Raw genomic sequence first — 19,138 nt, 5'->3', positions numbered from 1 at the left:
CAGGGATGGGTTTGATCCTGCACAAACCCGCGGCATGCCCCCGGCGTTTTTTCAGGGCGCGCGCAGCCCGATATGCAGGTTGACGACGCCCGGCTCTTCCGACGGCGTGACCTCGCCGCCAAAGCTTTTCACCAGCCGCTGCATGCCCTTGTTGCGCGCCATCGCTTCGCCCACCAGCGCTTCCGTGCCCCGGCTGCGGAAATAATCGACCAGCTTTTCAAACAGGATGTGGCCCAGGCCCTTGCCTTTCAGGGCCGAGCGCACGGCGATGGCGAAGTCGGCGTGGATATTGTCCGGGTCCGCCACGGCGCGCACCACGCCCAGGGTTTCCGGCTTGCCGTCCGGCCCCGTGTGCGTGGCGATGAAGGCCATGGCGCGGTCGTAATCGATCTGCGTCAGGCGCGCCAGCTGCGACACGGGCAGCTCGCGCATGGACGTGAAAAAGCGCAGGCGCACGTCGTCCGGGTCCAGCGCGTGGAACAGGTCCATGTGCTGCGGCGCATCCTCGGGGCGGATGGGGCGCAGCAGGATGGATTGCCCCATCCACGTCACCTGCTCTTCCAGCTCCTGCGGATACGGCCGGATGGCCAGGCGGTCGCTCTTCTGGCCCGGCTGCAGGCGGATGCGCGCGTCGAGGGCGATCACGCCATCGGCGTCGGCCACCAGCGGATTGATGTCGAGTTCGGCCAGCTCGCCGATGTCGGCCACCAGCTCGGCCACCTGGATCAGGGTGTAGCAGATGGCGTCGATGTCGGCCGGCGGCTGGTTGCGGTAGCCGGCCAGCAGTTTCGATACACGCGTGCGCGCCAGCATGTCGCGCGCCAGCACCATGTTCAGGGGCGGCAGGCCGATGGCATGGTCGGCCGTCACTTCCACGGCGATGCCGCCCTGCCCCACCAATATCACGGGACCAAACGCGGCGTCCGTCGTCACGCCGACGATCAGTTCATGCGACTGCGGCCGGCGCGCCATCTGCTGCACCGTGAAGCCGTCGATCAGCGCGTCGGGACGCATGCGGCGCACGCGCTTGAGCATGGCCGCAGCGGCTGTGCGCAGGATGTCGGGCGTGTCCAGGTCCAGCGCCACACCGCCCACGTCGGACTTGTGGGCGATGTCGGGCGAATGGATTTTCAGCGCCACCGGGTAACCGATGTCCGCCGCCACGGCCAGCGCCTCTTCCACGTCGGCCGCCATGCGCGTGGTGGCCACGGGGATGCCGTAGGCGGCCAGGATTTCCTTCGAGCGGCATTCGCCCAGCACCGTCTGGCCGGCGGCCAGCGCGGCGGCGACGATTTCGCGCACGCGCGCGCGGCGCGGCGTGGCCGACATGGGCAGCTGCGCCGGCACCTGCATCAGGGTTTCCTGGTTGCGCCGGTATTGCACGATCTGCATGAAGCCATGCACGGCCTTTTCCGGCGTGTCGTAGGTGGGAATGCCGGCCCGGTTGAACACCTGGCGCGCGGGCGCCACGGTGGTGCCGCCCAGGAGGCACGACAGCACCGTGCGCGAGGTGGCCTTGATCAGCGGCGTGACGGCTTCCGCGATATCGATCGACGAAACCATGGCCGTGGGCGCGTGCAGCAGCAGCAAGGCGTCCGCCTGCGGCTCGTCGAGCAGCGGCACGATGGCGTCGGCATAGCGCTGCACGGCCGCGTCGCCGGGCAGGCCGACGGGGTTGTCGTGCGACCAGCCGCGCGGCAAGGCTTTTTCCAGCGCAATCACGGTATCGGGCGACAGTTCGGCCAGCTTGCCGCCGCTGCCCACCAGCGCATCGGTGGCCATCACGCCCAGGCCGCCGCCGTTGCACAAGATCGCCAGGCGCTCGCCCCGCTGCGAGCGGATGTGCGTGAGGGTTTCCACGGCGTCGAACAGTTCCTCGGCTGAGTACACGCGCAGCATGCCGGCGCGGCGGATGGCCGCGTCGTACACGGCGTCGGAACCGGCCAGCGCGCCCGTATGCCAGGCCGCCACGGCCGCGCCTTCGGGCGCGCGCCCCGCTTTCAGCACGATGACGGGCTTGCTGCGCGCGGCCGCCCGCGCCGCCGACATGAATTTGCGCGCCGCCTGGATGTCTTCCATGTACAGCAGGATGGCGGCCGTGTCGACGTCGCCCGCCAGGTAGTCGAGCAGGTCGCCGAAATCGATGTCGTAGCTGGCGCCCAGCGAAATGAACTTGGAAAAGCCCACGCCATGCGCATTTGCCCAGTCGAGCACGCCCGACACGAGCGCGCCCGACTGCGACACGAAGGCGATCTTGCCGCTGGTCGCCCCCACGTGGGCGAAGCTGGCGTTCAGCCCCAGTTTCGGCACGAGCAGCCCCATGCTGTTGGGGCCCAGGATGCGCAGCAGGTGGGGCTTGGCCGCCTTCAGCATGGCCAGGCGCAGCGACTGTTCGCGCACGGGATCGAGGCCGGACGTCATGACGATGGCGGCGCGCGTGCCCAGTGCGCCCAGTTCGCGGATCAGGGCCGTGATGGTGGCGGGCGGCGTGCAGATGATGGCCAGGTCCGGCGCTTTCGGCAGCTGCGCCAGCTTGCGGTAGCATTTCAGGCCCATCAGCTCGTCGTACTTGGGATTGACGGGCCAGATGTCACCCTGGTAGCCGCCGCCGAGCAGGTTGTACAGGGCGATGGCGCCCAGCTTGCGTTCGCGCGCCGTGGCGCCGATCAGGGCCACCGAGGCTGGCTTGAACAGCTTGTCGAGATTACGGATACTCATGTTCTGGCCTCATGGATTGCCGGAGCGGGATTGCCGGAGCGACTAGGCGCCAGTGTATAGGATGCGTTGCCAAAAAAATTTGACCTTGTCGTGCATTTCACGAAAAATCCGCGCACCCCTACCAGCGCGAACGGTGGCTTTCCGTCACCCCCGCCAGCTGCGCCACGATGCGCTTGGGGCTGTCCGCGCTGGCGCGCACCCAGCCGCTGAAAGTGCCGATGGGCTGGATGTAGCGGCTGGCCGCGATCCACAGGTTCTTGTCTTCGCGCCGCGCGCCCTCGGGCTTGAAATGCAGGTCGAGCAGATCGTCATCCGTCCACACATGCCACGGCGCCAGCGGGTTGTCAGGATTGAAGTCGAAATGCGCGCGGCCCAGCGCATACAGCTGGCCGTCGAGCCACAGCGCGTTTTCATGCGCGCCGAAATAGCCGGCCTGCAGGTTGAACCCCAGGTCCAGGCTGTGCGCCGACGCCCAACGCCATTCCGTCTCGCGCGCCAGCAAGCCGTTCGAATAGTCGAAGCTGGCCACGCCGTCGTCCAAGCTGTAGCCCATGGCGCCGCAGCGCACGGTGCCCCACAGGGGCAGGCCGCCCGACTTTTGCGTGGCGTGCGCGCTGCCGCCCTCGCCCACGGGTCCCACGGCCAGCAGGGTGGGCGCCACGGGCGGGCCAAATTCCGCATCGATGCCGAAATGGCCGCAATCGAGGCGCAGGCGGTAGCGCTGCTGCGGCTGCGCTTCGATGGCGATCACTTGCGAGAGGAAGCGGAAACGGCTGCTGGCCCCCGCATGCGGCGCCACCGTGGCGCTCAAGCCGGGGACGCCATCCTGCGAAAAGGCGGCCACGATCTTGCCCTTGTGGCGGTCGAAGGCATACGCGAACGCCGTGCTGGTCCAGCCCAGGTCGACGATGGCCACGCCGCAGAACAGCGTGGGCGTGGACAGCGCCACGTAATGCCAGCGTTTATGGTGGAACAATCGCCAGACGGCGCCGCGCGCGTGCGGCGGCGCCAGCGCAGACCAGTCGAAGGCGTCCAGCTGCCCCGTGTAGCGGCCGAAATGAGGGACGCCATCGGCGTCGAGCAGGCGGGAAGGAGCCGGCGGCAGCATCATGCGGCCCGCCTTTCCCCGGGGCCGCCGTCATGCAGGGCCTCGGCCAGCTGCTGACCGAACGGCGCCGGCTGCGCCTGCACGATATCGATGTGCGGACAGCCATGCCAGAGCGCCAGGCGCTGCACGGCGCCGGCCACGTCCTGCACCAGGCGCGAGCTGAGGCGCACGCCGTCTTCCAGCGCCAGCGACTTGATCTCGAAGCGCCCCTGCGCGCGGTGCGCCTTGGCGTCCAGCCGTCCCACCAGCGCGCCGCGGCGCAAGATCGGCAAGGTGAAATAGCCATAGCGGCGCTTCTCGGCCGGCGTATAGCATTCGAGCCGGTAGTCAAAGCCGAACAATTCGAGCGCGCGGCGCCGGTCCCAGACGACGGGGTCGAACGGCGACAAGATCGTCGTCAGGGTGGGCGCCAGCTTGCCGGCGGCCGCACTGCGCGCCAGTGCTTCATGCTCGGCATGCACGTACACGGCGTCATCCCAGCCGGCCACCGTGCAGCGCAGCAGCGCGCCCTCGTCCACCAGCGTCTGCAGATCGTGCGCCAGGCTGGCGCGCGATTGCTTCGTACGGAAGTAATCGCTGATCCAGCCGGCCCGCGCCAGGCCCAGCGCCTTCACGCTGGCCAGCAGCAGCTGGCGCCGCACCTGCGCTTCTGGCGGCAGCAAGCCATCGTGCCAGCCGGGCAGCACGCGCTCGGCCAGGTCGTAATAGCGCTGGAAATTGTGGCGTTTGGCGATCATCAGCACGCCCGAGGTAAACAGCACTTCCAGCGAGCGCTTTTCCGGCTTCCAGCTCCACCAGCCGCCCGCCTGGCCATCCGTGCGCTCGAAGTCGGCCGAACGGGCGGCGCCGTTGGCGCGGATGTGCTCGAGCACGGCCGCCACGGCTTCGCCCTGCTCCGCCATCCATTTGGTCGAGTATTTCCAGCCCATGGCCGCGGGATCGAGCATGCGGTGGCGGTACAGGCCATAGTCTTCGATGGGCACGAAGCAGGCTTCATGCGCCCAGTATTCGAACAGCGCGCCCTCGGCCAGTAATTGCTCCAGCCACGGCTGCGGATAGTCGCCCAGCCGGCTCCACAGCACCAGGTAGGGGCTGCGCGCCACCACGTGGATGGTGTCGATCTGCAGCACGCCCATCTGGCGCACGGCGGCCAGCACGTCGGCCTTCACGGCCTTCCTGCGGCGCGCCTGCAGCAAGCCCTGCGCGGCCAGGTGCAGCGTGCGCGCGGCAGCCAGGGACAGGGACGGAAGTATCGGTGCGGCGGGCGGGGTCGGCAAGGTCGGTTCTTCCTCAAAAAAGGGGCGCGCTTCGTCGGCAGGCATTTCAGGAAGATACCGCATTCCCGTCCCGCGCCCGGCATTTTTTCCTGAATTTTTTTCATGCTGTCGCATCTTTTTTTTCATGTTCCGCACCGCCATAGTGCAAAAACCGGCTGCCGCATGACCAGTTGATGACAACTGCATGCGGCCTCTTGACATGCCCTAAGCGCTTCTATAAGTTAGGGAAAATATTGCCACTCGGCAATTAAATCACCTCCCAGCCCGCATCCCGTCACACCGCCGCTGCCGCCGTCCGGCCGCAAGGTGTGCAACGGTGGTGGCGCCCCATGCAGCGGGGAGGCGGAGACGGCGGGCCTGGCCAGTTTGACCAATCTGACATTAATCAATAAAAACAAGGAAGAGAACATGCATACATCCCCGCTTCGGCACCGGCCACAACGGCCCCGCCTCGCGCGCTTTTCAAGACAGGGCCTGCCGCTGGCCCTGGCCATGCTGCTGGCCGCATGCGGCGGCGGCGGTGGAGAGGCCGCCAGCGCGCCGCCCATGGCCCAGCGCCTGCTGGCGCAAACCGCATCGGAAACGGCGCTCACGCCCGTCGCCGCCACGGCCAGCTCGGCGGAACGGGGCGACCTGTCGGCCAGCGCCGCCATCGACCGCAACGACGGCACGCGCTGGGGCAGCGCCTTTACGGACAACGAATACCTGACGCTCGATTTCGGCGCCCCGCAAACCATCACGCGCGTGCGCATCGCCTGGGAAAACGCGCACGCCAGCGCCTACCTGCTGCAGGTGTCGGACGACAATGCGCACTGGACCACCGTCCAGCGCGTCGACGACAGCAAGGGCGGCATCGAGGACATCACGGGCTTTAGCGCGCAGGGACGCTACCTGCGCATGCAGGGCGTGAAACGCGCGGGCCAGTACGGCTATTCGATCTTTGAAATCCAGGCCTTCTCGGGCACGCCCGTGCTGCCGCCCGACACGCCGCCCGTCACCGAACCGCCCGTGACGGGCGACCCGAACCAGCCCGGCTTGGAGATCCGCCCCGTGGCGGCCACCTCCTCGCCCGTGGAAAACAACGGCATGTCGGCCGCCATGGCGATCGACGGCAAGACGACCACCCGCTGGGCCAGCAAGTTCGAGGACGGCGCCTGGATCCAGTTCGACTTCGGCGCGAAGACGCCCGTCGGCTACATGAAGCTGCTGTGGGAAAACGCGTACGGCAAGCAGTACGCGCTGCAAGTATCCGACGACGGCCAGCAATGGTCGCAGATCCGCTACGTGACGAATGGCCGCGGCGGCACCGAGGAATTCTTCAACCTGGGCGTGCATGCGCGCTACATCCGTCTGCAGGGCGTGGCGCGCGCCACGCAGTACGGCTACTCGCTGCTGGAAGTGAGCTTCAAGTCGCCGGGCAGCGACAACAGCCTGCCGTCCACCGCCACCTCGGCGCTGAAATTTCCCGCCGATGGCACGGCAATGACGCCGCTGCCGGCCGCCGCGCAGCCGCTGGAAAGCCTGCAATTCACCCTGGCCGACGGCACGCTGGTGACGCGTTTCGGCGCGCGGGGCCTGGCGCGCCATGGCCGCGAACGGGGCGAGGAATGGAACGAGATCGGCTACGGCCCGAATGAAACGGTCGATCCCGTCACGGGACTGCCGCAGGACAAGGGACCGGGCAACTACCTGACGTTCGTGCCGCAGTATTTCAAGAACCGCACCTGGGGCGTGGAAATCATCGACAACAGCAAGGTGCGCGGCGTCACCAAGCCCACCCTGATCGTCAACCAGTACACCACCGTCGACTTCCTCTCCGGCGGCGTGGCCTTCTTCCGCGGCTTCGACCGTCCAGGCGTGACGGGCTATGGCTGGATGTCGCCGGGCGAGCTGGTGGACCGCAATGTCCCCGTCTGCAAGCCCATGGCCTACCCCGCGAACGACAGGCTGACGAACGCCAACGGCATCAACGGCGCCTGCACCCTCCTGATCAAGGAATACCCGGGCCATGGCGGCCTCGATGCGGCCGGCATGCCGAACGGCACGGACGTCAAGGCGCGCGCGCTGACGGCGGGCGACATCATCGAAGTGTCGCCATCGATGTTTTCCACCACCGCCTCGATGGCGTCGAAAGGCGACGACGGCGGCATCCGCTACTACTCGTATGAATGGACCTACGTGGTGGGCGCGGGATTGCGGCCATGGTACGGCGTGCAGCCGCGCCTCAATTCCGTGCCGCTGCCGGAAGAGACGCTGTCGGGCGGCCTCGGCTCCGTGTCGTATAACTACTCGGACAATGCCCTGTTCATGTTCCAGCAGCCGCACAACCATATCGGCATGCAGAACATGCAGCGCTTCGTCGAAGGCCGCCGCCTGGTGCACACGAATTTCACCACCGGCGAGCACAATGAGGGCGGCAACGACCGCTACGCGCCCGCCGTCAAGCTGCAGGGACAGCGCTACGGACAGTCGGCCTGCATCGCCTGCCACGTCAACAACGGCCGCAGCCCCGCGCCCGTGGCCCTGAACCAGCGCCTCGACACCATGGCCGTGCGCGTCGCCAGCCTCAACGCGGCGGGCCAGCAGGTGCCGCACCCGCAGTACGGCACGGCGATCCAGATGAATGCCGTGTCGCCTGCCGGCGCGCCGCAGAACTGGGGCAACAGCGTCAGCGTGGGCGGTTTTACGGCCCGCAAGACGACCCTGGCCGACGGCACGGTGGTGGAACTGCGCAAGCCGACGCTGGCCTTCGAAGGTCCCGTGCCGGCCATCGTCTCGCTGCGCGCGGCGCCGCCGATGATCGGCACGGGCTTGCTGGAAGCCGTGCCGGAAGCCGATATCGTGGCGCGCGCCCGCGGCACGCCGGACGCCGATGGCGTCAAGGGGCAGCCCAACTATGTGTATGACCCGGAAACGGGCGCAGTGCGCCTGGGCCGCTTCGGCTGGAAGGCATCGAAGGCCACCCTGCGCCACCAGGCCGCCGACGCGCTGCTGCTGGACATGGCCGTCACCTCGCCCGTCTACCGCAACCGCGCCTGCATGGCCGGACCCGCAGCCTGCGCGGCGGGCGGCGCGCAGCCCGGCATCTCGGAAGCAGACCTGCAGTCGATCACGCAATACCTGGCCCTGGTGGCCGTGCCGGCCCAGCGCAGCATCGCCAGCGGTTTCCCGAAAGGCGTGGCGCCGATCGAGGAACTCAAGGTCGACCCGCAGCAGGTTGGCGCCGGTGCGAAACTGTTCCAGGGCATGCGCTGCGCTGCCTGCCATACGGTAGAAATGAAGACGGGTGCGGGACACCTGTTTGCGGAATTGCGCAACCAGACCATCCGCCCGTACACCGACCTGCTGCTGCACGACATGGGTCCCGAGCTGGCCGACAAGTTCAGCGAAGGCCAGGCGCAGGGCCAGATGTGGCGCACGGCGCCCCTGTGGGGCATCGGCTACACGGAAAAGGTCATGGGCAATGGCGGTCAGGCCGGCTATTTGCACGACGGCCGCGCGCGCAGCCTGACGGAAGCGATCCTGTGGCACGGCGGTGAAGGGACGAAGGCGCGCCAGCGTTTCGAGCAGCTGTCGAAGACGGAGCGCGACGCGCTGCTGGCTTTCCTGAAGTCGCTGTAAGCGCTTGACGCATTGGCGGTGCCGTCATGGAAAGATGACGGTCACCGCCAGCCCCCGGCCCTGCAGGCCGGTCCCCAGCACGATCTGCGCGCCATGCCGTTCGGCGATGCGGCGCACGATCGACAATCCCAGCCCGCTGCCGGGCAACTGTCCTCCGCCCAGGCGCACGAAGCGCTCGAACACGCGCTCGCGCATGTCTTCGGCGATGCCCGGCCCCGTATCGACCACGCGCAGGAAACTGCGCCCCCCTTCCACGCCGCAGCTGACGACGACGACACCCGGCGCCGGCGTGTAGCGCAGCGCATTGTCGACCAGGTTACGCAGCAGCATCTGCAGGCTGTCGTCATGCAGCGCGCACGGCGCCGGCGCCGCGTTCACCGCCAGCGACAACCCGTACGGCGCGGCCAGCGCCTGCCACGCTTCTTCCTGCCGCGCCAGCAGCGGCGCCAGGTCGCCCGGCGCCAGCGCCGTCCCGGCCTGCACCTGCGGGTCGAGCTGCGCCAGCGCCAGCAACTGGTTGACGAGGCGCGTGGCGCGCTCCACGCTGGCGCTCAGGCCGGCGATGAATTCGTCGCGTTCGGCCGCGCTGCGGGCCCGCTGCAGCACTTGCAGATTGGTCTTGATGGCGGCCAGCGGCGTGCGCAGTTCATGCGCCGCATCGGCCGTGAAGCGCTGCTCGTTGTCGCGGCTGTGCCGCACGCGTCCGAACAGGCGGTTAATTTCCAGCAGCAGCGGATGCAGTTCGGTGGGCGCGCCGCGCACCTGCACGTCGGCCAGCTCGTCGGGCGTGCGCGCCGACACTTCATCGGCGGACGCCTGCAGCACGCGAAACACGCGGTGGATGCTCCACCAGATGGCGACGGTGGCCAGCGCCACCAGCAGCAGGCCGAACAGCGCGATGCGGTAAAAGAAGCCGCGGCTGATGTCGTCGCGGTGGCTGGTCGGCTCGGCCACCAGCAGCTGCAGGCTGCGCTGCTGGTCCCACAGCGAATACAGGCGCCAGCGCTGGCCGGCGATCGTCGTCCACGACAGGCCGTCGGGCGCGCTGCGCGACAGGGCGATGTCGGACGCCGCGTCATTGCGGTACAGCACGCGCTGCTGCGCGTCGCGCACCTTGAACAGCAAATAATGGTGGGGGTTCGGATGGCCGCGCAGGGGCAGGTCGATGGGCCCCGTCAAGCCATGTTCGCGCACGTCCTTTTCCACCAGCGACAGCAGCAAATGGCCCGTCTCGATCAGCGACTGATCGAACAATTCCTGGCTTTCGCGGCGCGCTTCCACGTACACGATGGCGGCGCTGCCCACCCACAGGGCCAGGGTCAGGCCCAGCAGCACGGCCAGCAAGGTGCGCCGCAGCGACCAGGTGTTCAAGGCACGGCCGCTCATGCGCCAGCCATGACGGCGTCGGCAGGCATCGGGTGGGCGCGAACGAGCGATTGCACGCCGGCGCCGGCAGTTAAGAATCTCTTAAGAACTTCTGCGCAAGATCCGGAGCGAAATATTTTTTGGGAAGCCATGCCGGCAATTGTAAATGATTCTTATTGCTTTCATGATTCCCATTACCTCAACAATACAGACCAATAATTAATTCACCCTCAGGAGTTTGCATGCCCAACAGCACCCGCCGCGCGCGCCTGCCGCGTCCCACCACCCTGGCCCTGGCCTTGGCCGCCCTGTCCTGCCTGCCGGCACACGCCCAGACGGCGCCGGCCAGCATGCCGGAAGTGGTGGTTTCCGCCTCCGGCTTCGAGCAGGATATCAAGCAGGCGCCCGCCTCGATCACCGTGCTGACGCGCCAGGAGCTGTCGAAGGAACGCTTCGGCAACCTGACGCAGGCGCTGGAAAGCGTGGAAGGCATCGACGTGGGCGCGGCGGGCGACAAGACGGGCGGCATGAACATCAGCATCCGCGGCATGCCCAGCGACTACACCCTGATCCTGATCGATGGCCGCCGCCAGAACGCGGCCGGCAACGTCACGCCGAACGGCTTCGGTGGCACGCAGACGAGCTTCATGCCGCCGCTGGCCGCCATCGAACGCATCGAGATCATCCGCGGCCCCATGTCGACCCTGTACGGCTCGGACGCCATGGGCGGCGTGATCAACATCATCACGCGCAAGGTGGGCAAGCAGTGGATGGGTTCCGTCTCGGCCGACTACACCGTGCAGCAAGAATCGGACTTCGGCGACGTCAAGGCAGGCCGCTTCTACCTGAGCGGCCCCATCGCCACCGACCTGCTGGGCCTGTCCCTGCGCGGCAGCAAGCAGCGCCGCGACGCGGCCGATATCAGCATCCCCAATGCGGTCGGCGCGCAAGTGCCCGCCAGCATGGGTGCCAACCCCGTGCGCTCGGACGTGGACAACTTCGGCGCGCGCCTGGCGTTCACGCCGAACCGTTTCCATACCGTCATCCTCGACGCGGACGCGGGACGCCAGACCTATGACAATTCGCGCGGCCAGCTGGGCACGCAGTCGGTGCAGGGCGGCTACGGCCCCGAGCAGAAATACAAGCGCGACCAGTGGACCCTGTCGCACACGGGCCGCTTCGGCTTCGGCACCCTGGACAGCAGCTACATGGTGAACAAGACGGAAACCCTGGGCCGCACGATTCCGCCGGGCACGCCGGGCGCCGTGGCCGGCAGCGCGCGTACCCTGGAAGTGGAAAGCCAGGTCTTCGATACCAAATTGGTATTACCTTTGGGCAAGCACATGACCACCGTCGGCGCGCAGTGGTGGAAAGCGGAAATGACGGACGGGGTGGCGCCGAAAAAATTCGAGTTCACGCAAAAAGCCCTGTTCCTCGAAGACGAATGGCAAGTGCTGGACAATGTTGCCCTGACGGTGGGTGCACGCTACGACGATCACAGCATCTTTGGCGGCCAGACCAGTCCGCGCGCCTATGCCGTGTGGAACGCTACCCCGAGCTGGACCATCAAGGGCGGCGTCAGCAAGGGCTACAAGACGCCGCGCGTGGAGCAGCTGTCGCCGGGCATCAACGGTTTCGGCGGCCAGGGCACGATACCCCTCGTCGGCAGCCCGAACCTGAAGCCGGAAACGAGCACGACAACGGAAATCGGCGCGTACTTCGACAATCTGGCCGGCTGGACCGCCAGCGGCTCCCTGTTCAATAACGAATTCAAGGACAAGATCACGACGGGCACGGGATTGCTCAACTGCAGCTATCGTCCATCGCCGAACCGTCCCGGCTGCGTCAGCTTCGGCAACTGGCCCAATGTGGACGCGTTCGGCCAGTCGATCAACGTGGACGAGGCCGTCACGCGCGGCGTCGAGCTGAACACCCGTTTCCCGCTGGGCAAGACCCTGTCGGCCAGCGCCAACTACACGTACACGGAAAGCGAACAGAAGAGCGGCAGCAACGCGGGCATGCCGCTCAGCGATACGCCCAAGCACGCCGTCAACGCGCGCCTGAGCTGGGACATTTCGCCTGTGTGGAACAGCTGGCTGCGCGGTGAATACCGCAGCGAGCGCTTCCGCGATCCGGGCACCTCGGCGACCACGCGCGCCGCCAAGGCCGCGCTGGGCGACTACAAGGGCTACACCATGCTGCACCTGGGCAGCAGCTACCAGTTGAACAAGCGCGTCACGCTGAACGCAGCCGTGTACAACCTGCTCAACAAGGACTTCATCGACTACCAGCCGTACCGCGCACCGGCATTGAATTACGCCAACCGCTATGTCAACAGCCTGGACGGACGCCGTTTGTGGCTGTCGGCCACCGTCGATTTCTGATGCCGTGACGACGCGTTAAGCATCGCCGCAACGGGCTGCCGCAGGGCGGCCCGTTTTCTATTGTCACGCCGCTTTCGGCTTGTCGATGCAATAGCCGATCGCATGCACGGTGCGTATCAGTTCGCGCCCCAGCTTCTTGCGCAGGTGGTGGATATGCACTTGCACGGCATTGCTTTCCACTTCATCGCCCCAGCTGTACAGGTTTTTCTCCAGCTGTTCCCGGCTCAGCACCCGGCCGCCGTGTTCCAGCAGTAATTGCAGGATGCGGAACTCCTTCACCGTCAAGCTCACGGGCACGCCCCCCTGCGTCACCTGCCGGTCCGCGATATCGAGCACCAGCTCGCCGTGCACGAGATTTTCGCGCAGGCGCCCGCTGGCGCGCCGGCAGGCGCTGCGGATGCGTGCGGCCAGCTCGTCGAGGTCGAACGGCTTGACGAGAAAATCGTCGGCACCCGCGTCGAGGCCCGCGATGCGCTCGCCCACCTGGTCGCGCGCCGTGACGACCAGCACGGCGCCGCTGTAGCCATTGTCGCGCAGCACGCCCAGCGCCTGCATGCCATCCTGCCCCGGCAAGCCCAGGTCCAGCAGGATGCAGCCATAGTCGTGCAGGCGCACGGCCGTGTGCGCGTGTTCGGCGCTCGTGACCCAGTCGACGGCGTAGCCGTCCTGTTCCAGGCCGATCTGCATGGCGCGGCCCAGCTGCGGGTCGTCTTCGGTCAGCAAGATGCGCATGGGGTCAGGCGGGATGGGCCGCTCAGTCCTTTTTCTTGATCAGGCCCGCCAGCGCGGCGAAGGGATTGTGCGTGGCCGGCGCCACGTCGGCCGACAGCAGGCCGGCGCCGCGGTCCGCTTCCAGGTAGCGCGAGTGCTCATTGTCGTGGCAATACAGGCATAGCAGTTCCCAGTTGCTGCCATCGGGCGGATTGTTGTCGTGGTTATGGTCGCGGTGGTGCACCGTCAGCTGCTGCACGTTGGCACGCGTGAATTCGCGCATGCAGCGGCCGCACACCCACGGATACATCTTCAGCGAGCGTTCGCGGTAGCCGCTCTCGCGCTGGTCGGCGGCGCGGCGCGCTTCGGCCACGATCTTGTCCAGTCTTGCCGCGTCGGGCTTTTTACTCTGCATGACAACTTTCGATATGGGAGGAAGAAGCATCCATTTTAAAGAGGATGGGGGCGCAATTGTACTTTTTCTGCCACGGCGCCCGCCCGTATGGGGGGCGGCGTGCTTTTTTTAACGTGCGCGGCACCACAGCTACCTGATTTAACGCAGAATAAGGCCAGCGACAGACCACGAACAGACGATGGGAGCGACAGCACCGGGTTCAGCGCAGGACCGCCGATTTCGGCTATCATGCGCGCCACGCCGCCCCTCCCCTTTTCCATGACTCTAGCCTGCAAGCGCCCGTGATAGCGATAACAAGACCCCTGCAACGCCTTGCCAGCCGCCTTTACAGCATCAGCCTGGTGCCCCTGTTCGCGCTCCTGCTGCTGCTCGTGATGTGGGGCGCCGTCATCTATCAGGTGGGCCAGGAACAGGCCGGGGCCGTGCGCGACGCCGTCGCCGGCAGCCAGACCCTGGCGCGCACACTGGCCGACCATACCAGCTACATCCTGCGCCAGACCGACCACGCCACGCAGCTGTTCAAGCTCAAATACGAGGAGTCTGGCGGCGAGCTGCGCCTCAACGAATTCACGCGCCGCCAGGGACTGCTCGACAGCGTGCTGCCGTCGAAGCTGGAATTGCCCATCGCCCTGGTCGACGCGCATGGCAACGTGACCGACAGCGCCAACGCGTATTTCCCGGAAAAGCTGGCGCACCAGGCCTTCTTCCGCGCGCTGGCCGCCAATCCGGCCGACACGGCCCTGGTCGACACGCCCATGCTCGACGCGGCCAGCAAGCACTGGACCATCCGCCTGGCGCGCCGCCTGAACGATGGCCAGGGCCGCTTCGCCGGCGCCATCATCATCCACGTCGATCCCACGTATTTCGTCGACGACTACGACCGCCTGAACCTCGACGAACACGGCGCCCTGATGCTGGTGGCGCGCGACAGCGGCCTGACGGTGGGACGCATCGGCGAGCAATTGATCATCAGCGACCGCATCGATTTCCGCATGCCCGGCGCGCCGGATCACGCGCCGGAAGAACTGGTGATCGAGCCGCCCGTCGACGCCACCTCGCGCATCTACAGCTACCGCGAGCTGCCCCGCTACCCGCTGCTGGCCGTGGTGGGTGTGAGCCGTGCCGCTGCCCTGGCCCGTTTCGAACACCGCCGCAAGATATACCTGGGCGCGCTGATCGCCGCCAGCCTGCTGATCGCCGGCTTCACGGCGCTGCTGACGCGCCAGAGCGCGCGCCTGCGCCGCAGCATCCGCCAGGCCAAGGAAACGCAAGCGCTGCTGCGCGCGGCGCACCAGGGCAGCCTCGACGCCGTGCTGCTGCTGAAAGCCTGGCGCCCCGCGCCGGGCAAGCCCGTGGAAGACTTCATTTTCGCCGACGTCAACGAGCGGGCCGCCGACATGCTGGGCAAGCCGCGCTCGGAACTGCTAGGCCAGCGCGTGCTGCCGCAGGTGCCGCTGCTGCGCGGCGAGCGCTTCTTCAAGCGCTTTTTGCTGGTGATGGAAACGGGCCAGCCGCTGGAAGATGAATTCGAGCTGACCTTGGCCTCGGGCGGCACGCGCTGGCTGCGCCACCAGGTCGTGCCCATCGCCGACGGCGTGGCCGTCACCTCGCGCGACATCAGCGCGCGCAAGCACGACGAACTGGCGCTGCAGGACAACCGCAGCTTCCTGCAGTCGCTGATCGACCATTTGCCCGTGCTGGTCTACGTGAAAAGCGCGCGGCCGGAAAATTTCGGCCAGATGGAAGTGTGGAACAAGGCGGCCGAGGACATCACCGGCCACCTGGCCGCCGACGTCATCGGCAAGACCGACTGCGAGGCCTTCCCGCCCGACTTCGGCCTGCACGATGCCGAGGACGACCGCGCCATCCTGGCCGAACGGGGCGTCATCGACCATACGGAAAAGCCGCTGCGCCTGTCTGACGGCAGCCTGCGCTACCTGCACGCCGTCTCCGTGCCCGTGTTCGACGAGCGCCAGCAGGTCGAGCATATCCTGTGCATCGCCGAGGATATCTCGCAGCGCCGCCAGCAGGAACTGGAACTGCGCCAGAAACAGGCCGAACTGGCCGCCGTCAACGACGCCTCGCCGCTGGGGCTGGTGCGCCTGGACCGCCAGCGCCGCTGCACCTACGTCAACCGCACCTTCGAATCGATCACGGGCCTGCCGCGCGCCGCCGCCCTGGGCGCCGGCTGGACCAGCGCGCTGCACCCGGAAGACTATCCGCTGATGCACGTGGCGCTGGAGCAGCTCACACGCAGCCACGCGCCGTTCCAGTCCACCCTGCGCTGCCTGCAGCGCGACGGCAGGCTGGTGTGGGTCTCCGTAAAGATCGCCCCCATCCTCATCGACGGCCAGATCGAAGGCTACGTGGGCAGCCTGGACGACATCACCACCTTGCGCGAATCGGAAGTGGCGCTGCTGGAAAGCGAAGCGCGCCTGCGCACCATCGCCGACACCCTGCCGGCCATGATCGCCTACATCGATGCCGACCAGGTCTACCGCTTCCTGAACATCGCGTATGAACGCGAATTCGGCCTGACGGGCCGGCAGGCGCTGGGCAGCAGCGTGCGCGCCACCGTGGGCGAGGCGCGCTACCGCACGGTGGCGCCGTACATCGAGCGCGTGCTGGCCGGCGAGACCCTGAGCTTCGAGGAAGAAGACGACAAGGAAGGCATCGAGCGCTGCATGGAAGTGATCTATATCCCGCAGATCGGCGAAGACAAGCTGCAGGTGGTGGGCTTTCACGTGATGCGCCAGGATATCACCGTGCAAAAGCGCGAGAAACAGCGCCTGCTGAAGCTGGCCCAGGTCGATGCCCTGACGGGCTTGTCGAACCGCGCGGGCTTCCAGCAAAAACTCAGCGACGCCATGCACGCCAGCCGCCAGCAGCAGCACCTGATGGCCGTCATGTACATGGATATCGACCGCTTCAAGCCCGTCAACGACACGCACGGCCACGGCACGGGCGACGCCCTGCTGCGCGCCTTCGCCCAGCGCCTGACGCAGACCATGCGCGCCACCGACATCATCGCCCGCCTGGGCGGCGACGAATTCACCATCATCATGGAGCAGATCGCCCGGCCCGACGACGCGGCCGTGCTGGCGGAAAAAATCGTCGCCGCCATGCGGCAGCCGTTCGAACTCGATGGCATCAGCGTGCACATTTCCGCCAGCATCGGCCTGGCCTTCTACCGCGACGAAGACATTTCCCCCGCCATGCTGCTGCAGCGGGCCGACGTGCTGCTGTACCAGGCCAAGCAGGATGGCCGCAATACCTATCGCGCCGGCGCGACTATCGATTGAAGGCTGGCTCTGACCCCGGTCATTCCTGCTATATTGGCGCCTGTCTTCCCTACCCTTGCCCCACCATGCGCCTGCTGCACACTTCCGACTGGCATCTGGGCCAGACCCTGCACAATTACGAGCGGGGCTACGAACACCAGCGCTTCCTCGACTGGCTGCTCGACACCCTCGTGGCCGAACGGGCCGACGTGCTGCTCGTCGCGGGCGACGTATTCGACAACGCCAACCCATCGGCCGCCTCGCAAAAGCAGCTGTACGTGTTCCTGCAGCAGGCGCGCGCGCGCCTGCCCGCGCTGCAGCTGGTCGTCGTCGCGGGCAACCACGATTCGGCCGGCCGGCTGGAAGCGCCCGGCCCCCTGCTGGCCGCGCACGGCACGCACGTGATCGGCCATTTGCTGCGCGATGCGGCGGGCGATATCGACCTGGAACGCCTGCTGCTGCCGCTGGCCGGCAGCGATGGCCAGGTGCAGGCCTGGTGCCTGGCCGTGCCTTTCCTGCGTCCCGGCGACGTGCCGAAACTGCCGGCCGGCGACACGCAGGACGCCTACCTGGGCGGCATCGCCCTGCTGTACCGCCAGTTGACTGACCTGGCGCTGGCGCGCCGCCAGCCGGGGCAAGCCATCGTCGCCATGGGCCACTGCCATATGGTGGGCGGCGAAATGTCCAACGATTCCGAGCGGCGCATCGTCATCGGCGGCACCGAGATGCTGCCGTCGGGGATTTTTGACGCCGCCATCGCGTATGCGGCGCTGGGCCATCTGCACAAGGCGCAAGCCGTGGGCGGACAGGAACATATCCGCTATTGCGGCAGCCCCATTCCCCTGTCGTTCGCCGAAGTCAATTATCGCCACCAGGTGCTGTGCCTGGACATCGACGGCGAGCAGCTGCGCGAAGTGCGCGCCATCGAAGTGCCGCGCGCCGTGCCCCTCTTGCGCGTGCCAGCGGCGCCGGCGCCCATCGGCGAAGTGCTGGCGCAGCTGGCCGCCCTCGACGTGCCCGAAGCGCCACCGGAAGCGCAGCCCTTTCTGGAAGTGCGCGTGCGCCTGGACGCGCCCGAACCGGGCCTGCGCATGCGCATCGAAACGGCGCTGGACGGCAAACCCGTGCGCCTGGCGAAGATCGAAACGTCGAGCGCCGCGCGCAGCAGCGCCCCCGACAACATGACGCTCGACCAGCTGGGCCAGCTGCAACCCGACGACATCTTCCGCCGCCTGTACCTGCAGAAATACGACAAGGAAGCGCCGCCCGAACAACTGTCGGCGCTGGCCGAGCTGCTGCTGCCCGGCGCATGACTGCTCCAGAACAACCATGAAAATACTGAAAATCAGTGGCAAGAACCTGGCCTCGCTGGCCGGCGAATTTGAAGTCGACTTCCAGCAGGAACCGCTGGCGTCCGCGGGCCTGTTTGCCATCAGCGGCCCCACGGGCGCGGGCAAGAGTACCCTGCTCGACGCCCTGTGCCTGGCCCTGTACGACGCCACGCCGCGCCTGTTGAAGGTGCTGGGCCGGGGCAGCGCCCTGCCCGACGTGGGCAAGGAAACCGTCAACGCCCAGGATACGCGCACCCTGCTGCGCCGCGGCACGCCGGACGGGTACGCGCAAGTCGATTTCGTCGGCAACGACGGTGCCAGCTACCGCGCGCGCTGGAGCGTGCGCCGCTCGCGCACCCGGGCCGAAGGGGCGCTGCAGGCGACCGCCATGAGCTTGCACCAGCTGCCCGCGCTGCAGCCCATCGGCGGCACCAAGACGGAAGTCAAGGACGAGATCGAAAAACGCATCGGCCTGTCGTTCGACCAGTTCACGCGCGCCGTGCTGCTGGCGCAGAACGAGTTTTCCACCTTCCTCAAGACGGAAGACAATGAACGGGGCGAATTGCTGGAAACCCTGACGGGCAGCAGCATCTATACCGATATTTCCATGCGCGCCTTCGAACGGGCGAAAAAGGAAAAGCAGATCCTCGAACGCCTGGGCGAAAAACTGGCCGACCAGCGGCCCTTGTCGCCGGAAGAACGGGCCGAGACCGAAACGCTGTGCGGCGCGGCCGAGACCACGCTGCAGCACATCGACCTGCGCAAGGCCGTGCTGGAACTGCAGCAGCGCTGGCACCAGGAGACGCACAAGCTGCAAAGCCAGGCGACGGCCGCGCAGCAGGCGCTCGACAGCGCGGCCGCCGACAGCGCCGCAGCGGCCGGGCGCCACGCGGCGCTGGCGCAATGGGAATTGCTGCAGCCGGCGCG

12 protein-coding genes are annotated in these 19,138 nt (G+C 67.1%); 5 read left to right on the top strand and 7 right to left on the bottom strand.

Features of this window, described 5'->3' with window-relative positions; translation table 11 throughout:
* Nucleotides 1-51 precede the first annotated feature (51 nt).
* The 4 genes from GCN75_RS22920 to GCN75_RS22905 form a co-directional block, all read right to left on the bottom strand.
* On the bottom strand, nucleotides 52-2,718 hold the full coding sequence (locus tag GCN75_RS22920) for a bifunctional acetate--CoA ligase family protein/GNAT family N-acetyltransferase (protein ID WP_193317616.1): 2,667 nt from the start codon (nucleotides 2,716-2,718) through the stop codon (nucleotides 52-54).
* Between the two features lie 118 nt (nucleotides 2,719-2,836).
* Nucleotides 2,837-3,829: a DUF2804 domain-containing protein gene (locus GCN75_RS22915; RefSeq protein ID WP_152284451.1), complete on the bottom strand. Its 993-nt coding sequence runs from the start codon at nucleotides 3,827-3,829 to the stop codon at nucleotides 2,837-2,839.
* Complete coding sequence (locus GCN75_RS22910; protein ID WP_226941524.1) at nucleotides 3,826-5,166, bottom strand: winged helix-turn-helix domain-containing protein; 1,341 nt, start codon at nucleotides 5,164-5,166, stop codon at nucleotides 3,826-3,828. The genes GCN75_RS22915 and GCN75_RS22910 overlap by 4 nt, the downstream gene beginning before the upstream one ends.
* A 158-nt stretch (nucleotides 5,167-5,324) precedes the next feature.
* A complete protein-coding gene (locus GCN75_RS22905; protein WP_152284450.1) occupies nucleotides 5,325-5,513 on the bottom strand; it encodes a hypothetical protein in 189 nt (62 codons plus the stop codon).
* Here GCN75_RS22905 and GCN75_RS22900 point away from each other — a divergent pair.
* Nucleotides 5,512-8,724, top strand: a complete 3,213-nt coding sequence (locus tag GCN75_RS22900; RefSeq protein ID WP_152284449.1) for a di-heme oxidoredictase family protein — start codon at nucleotides 5,512-5,514, stop codon at nucleotides 8,722-8,724. The genes GCN75_RS22905 and GCN75_RS22900 overlap by 2 nt on opposite strands.
* A gap of 24 nt (nucleotides 8,725-8,748) precedes the next feature.
* Here the strand turns inward: GCN75_RS22900 and GCN75_RS22895 are convergent, their stop codons facing one another.
* Nucleotides 8,749-10,110 (bottom strand): sensor histidine kinase, encoded by a 1,362-nt coding sequence (locus GCN75_RS22895; RefSeq protein WP_152284448.1) that lies wholly within the window; start codon nucleotides 10,108-10,110, stop codon nucleotides 8,749-8,751.
* Between the two features lie 221 nt (nucleotides 10,111-10,331).
* On the opposite strand from GCN75_RS22895, the gene GCN75_RS22890 reads away from it, so the two are divergent.
* Nucleotides 10,332-12,473: a TonB-dependent receptor domain-containing protein gene (locus GCN75_RS22890; protein ID WP_152284447.1), complete on the top strand. Its 2,142-nt coding sequence runs from the start codon at nucleotides 10,332-10,334 to the stop codon at nucleotides 12,471-12,473.
* A gap of 63 nt (nucleotides 12,474-12,536) precedes the next feature.
* Here GCN75_RS22890 and GCN75_RS22885 read toward each other — a convergent pair whose 3' ends face one another.
* Complete coding sequence (locus GCN75_RS22885) at nucleotides 12,537-13,205, bottom strand: response regulator (RefSeq protein WP_152284446.1); 669 nt, start codon at nucleotides 13,203-13,205, stop codon at nucleotides 12,537-12,539.
* 22 nt (nucleotides 13,206-13,227) lie between these two features.
* Complete coding sequence (locus GCN75_RS22880; RefSeq protein WP_152284445.1) at nucleotides 13,228-13,599, bottom strand: YajD family HNH nuclease; 372 nt, start codon at nucleotides 13,597-13,599, stop codon at nucleotides 13,228-13,230.
* 281 nt (nucleotides 13,600-13,880) lie between these two features.
* Here GCN75_RS22880 and GCN75_RS22875 point away from each other — a divergent pair, with 281 nt between their 5' ends.
* The 3 genes from GCN75_RS22875 to GCN75_RS22865 form a co-directional block, all read left to right on the top strand.
* Nucleotides 13,881-16,901, top strand: coding sequence for a PAS domain-containing protein (locus GCN75_RS22875; protein WP_226941523.1), 3,021 nt, complete (start codon nucleotides 13,881-13,883; stop codon nucleotides 16,899-16,901).
* A 65-nt stretch (nucleotides 16,902-16,966) separates the two neighbouring features.
* A complete protein-coding gene (locus tag GCN75_RS22870; RefSeq protein ID WP_152284444.1) occupies nucleotides 16,967-18,193 on the top strand; it encodes an exonuclease SbcCD subunit D C-terminal domain-containing protein in 1,227 nt (408 codons plus the stop codon).
* A gap of 16 nt (nucleotides 18,194-18,209) precedes the next feature.
* The coding region (locus tag GCN75_RS22865; protein ID WP_152284443.1) for an AAA family ATPase at nucleotides 18,210-19,138 on the top strand (929 nt) is incomplete at its 3' end.

This window comes from Janthinobacterium violaceinigrum, assembly GCF_009208555.1.
GTDB classification, from domain to species: domain Bacteria; phylum Pseudomonadota; class Gammaproteobacteria; order Burkholderiales; family Burkholderiaceae_D; genus Janthinobacterium; species Janthinobacterium violaceinigrum.
This window is presented reverse-complemented; position numbering and strand designations above follow the sequence as displayed.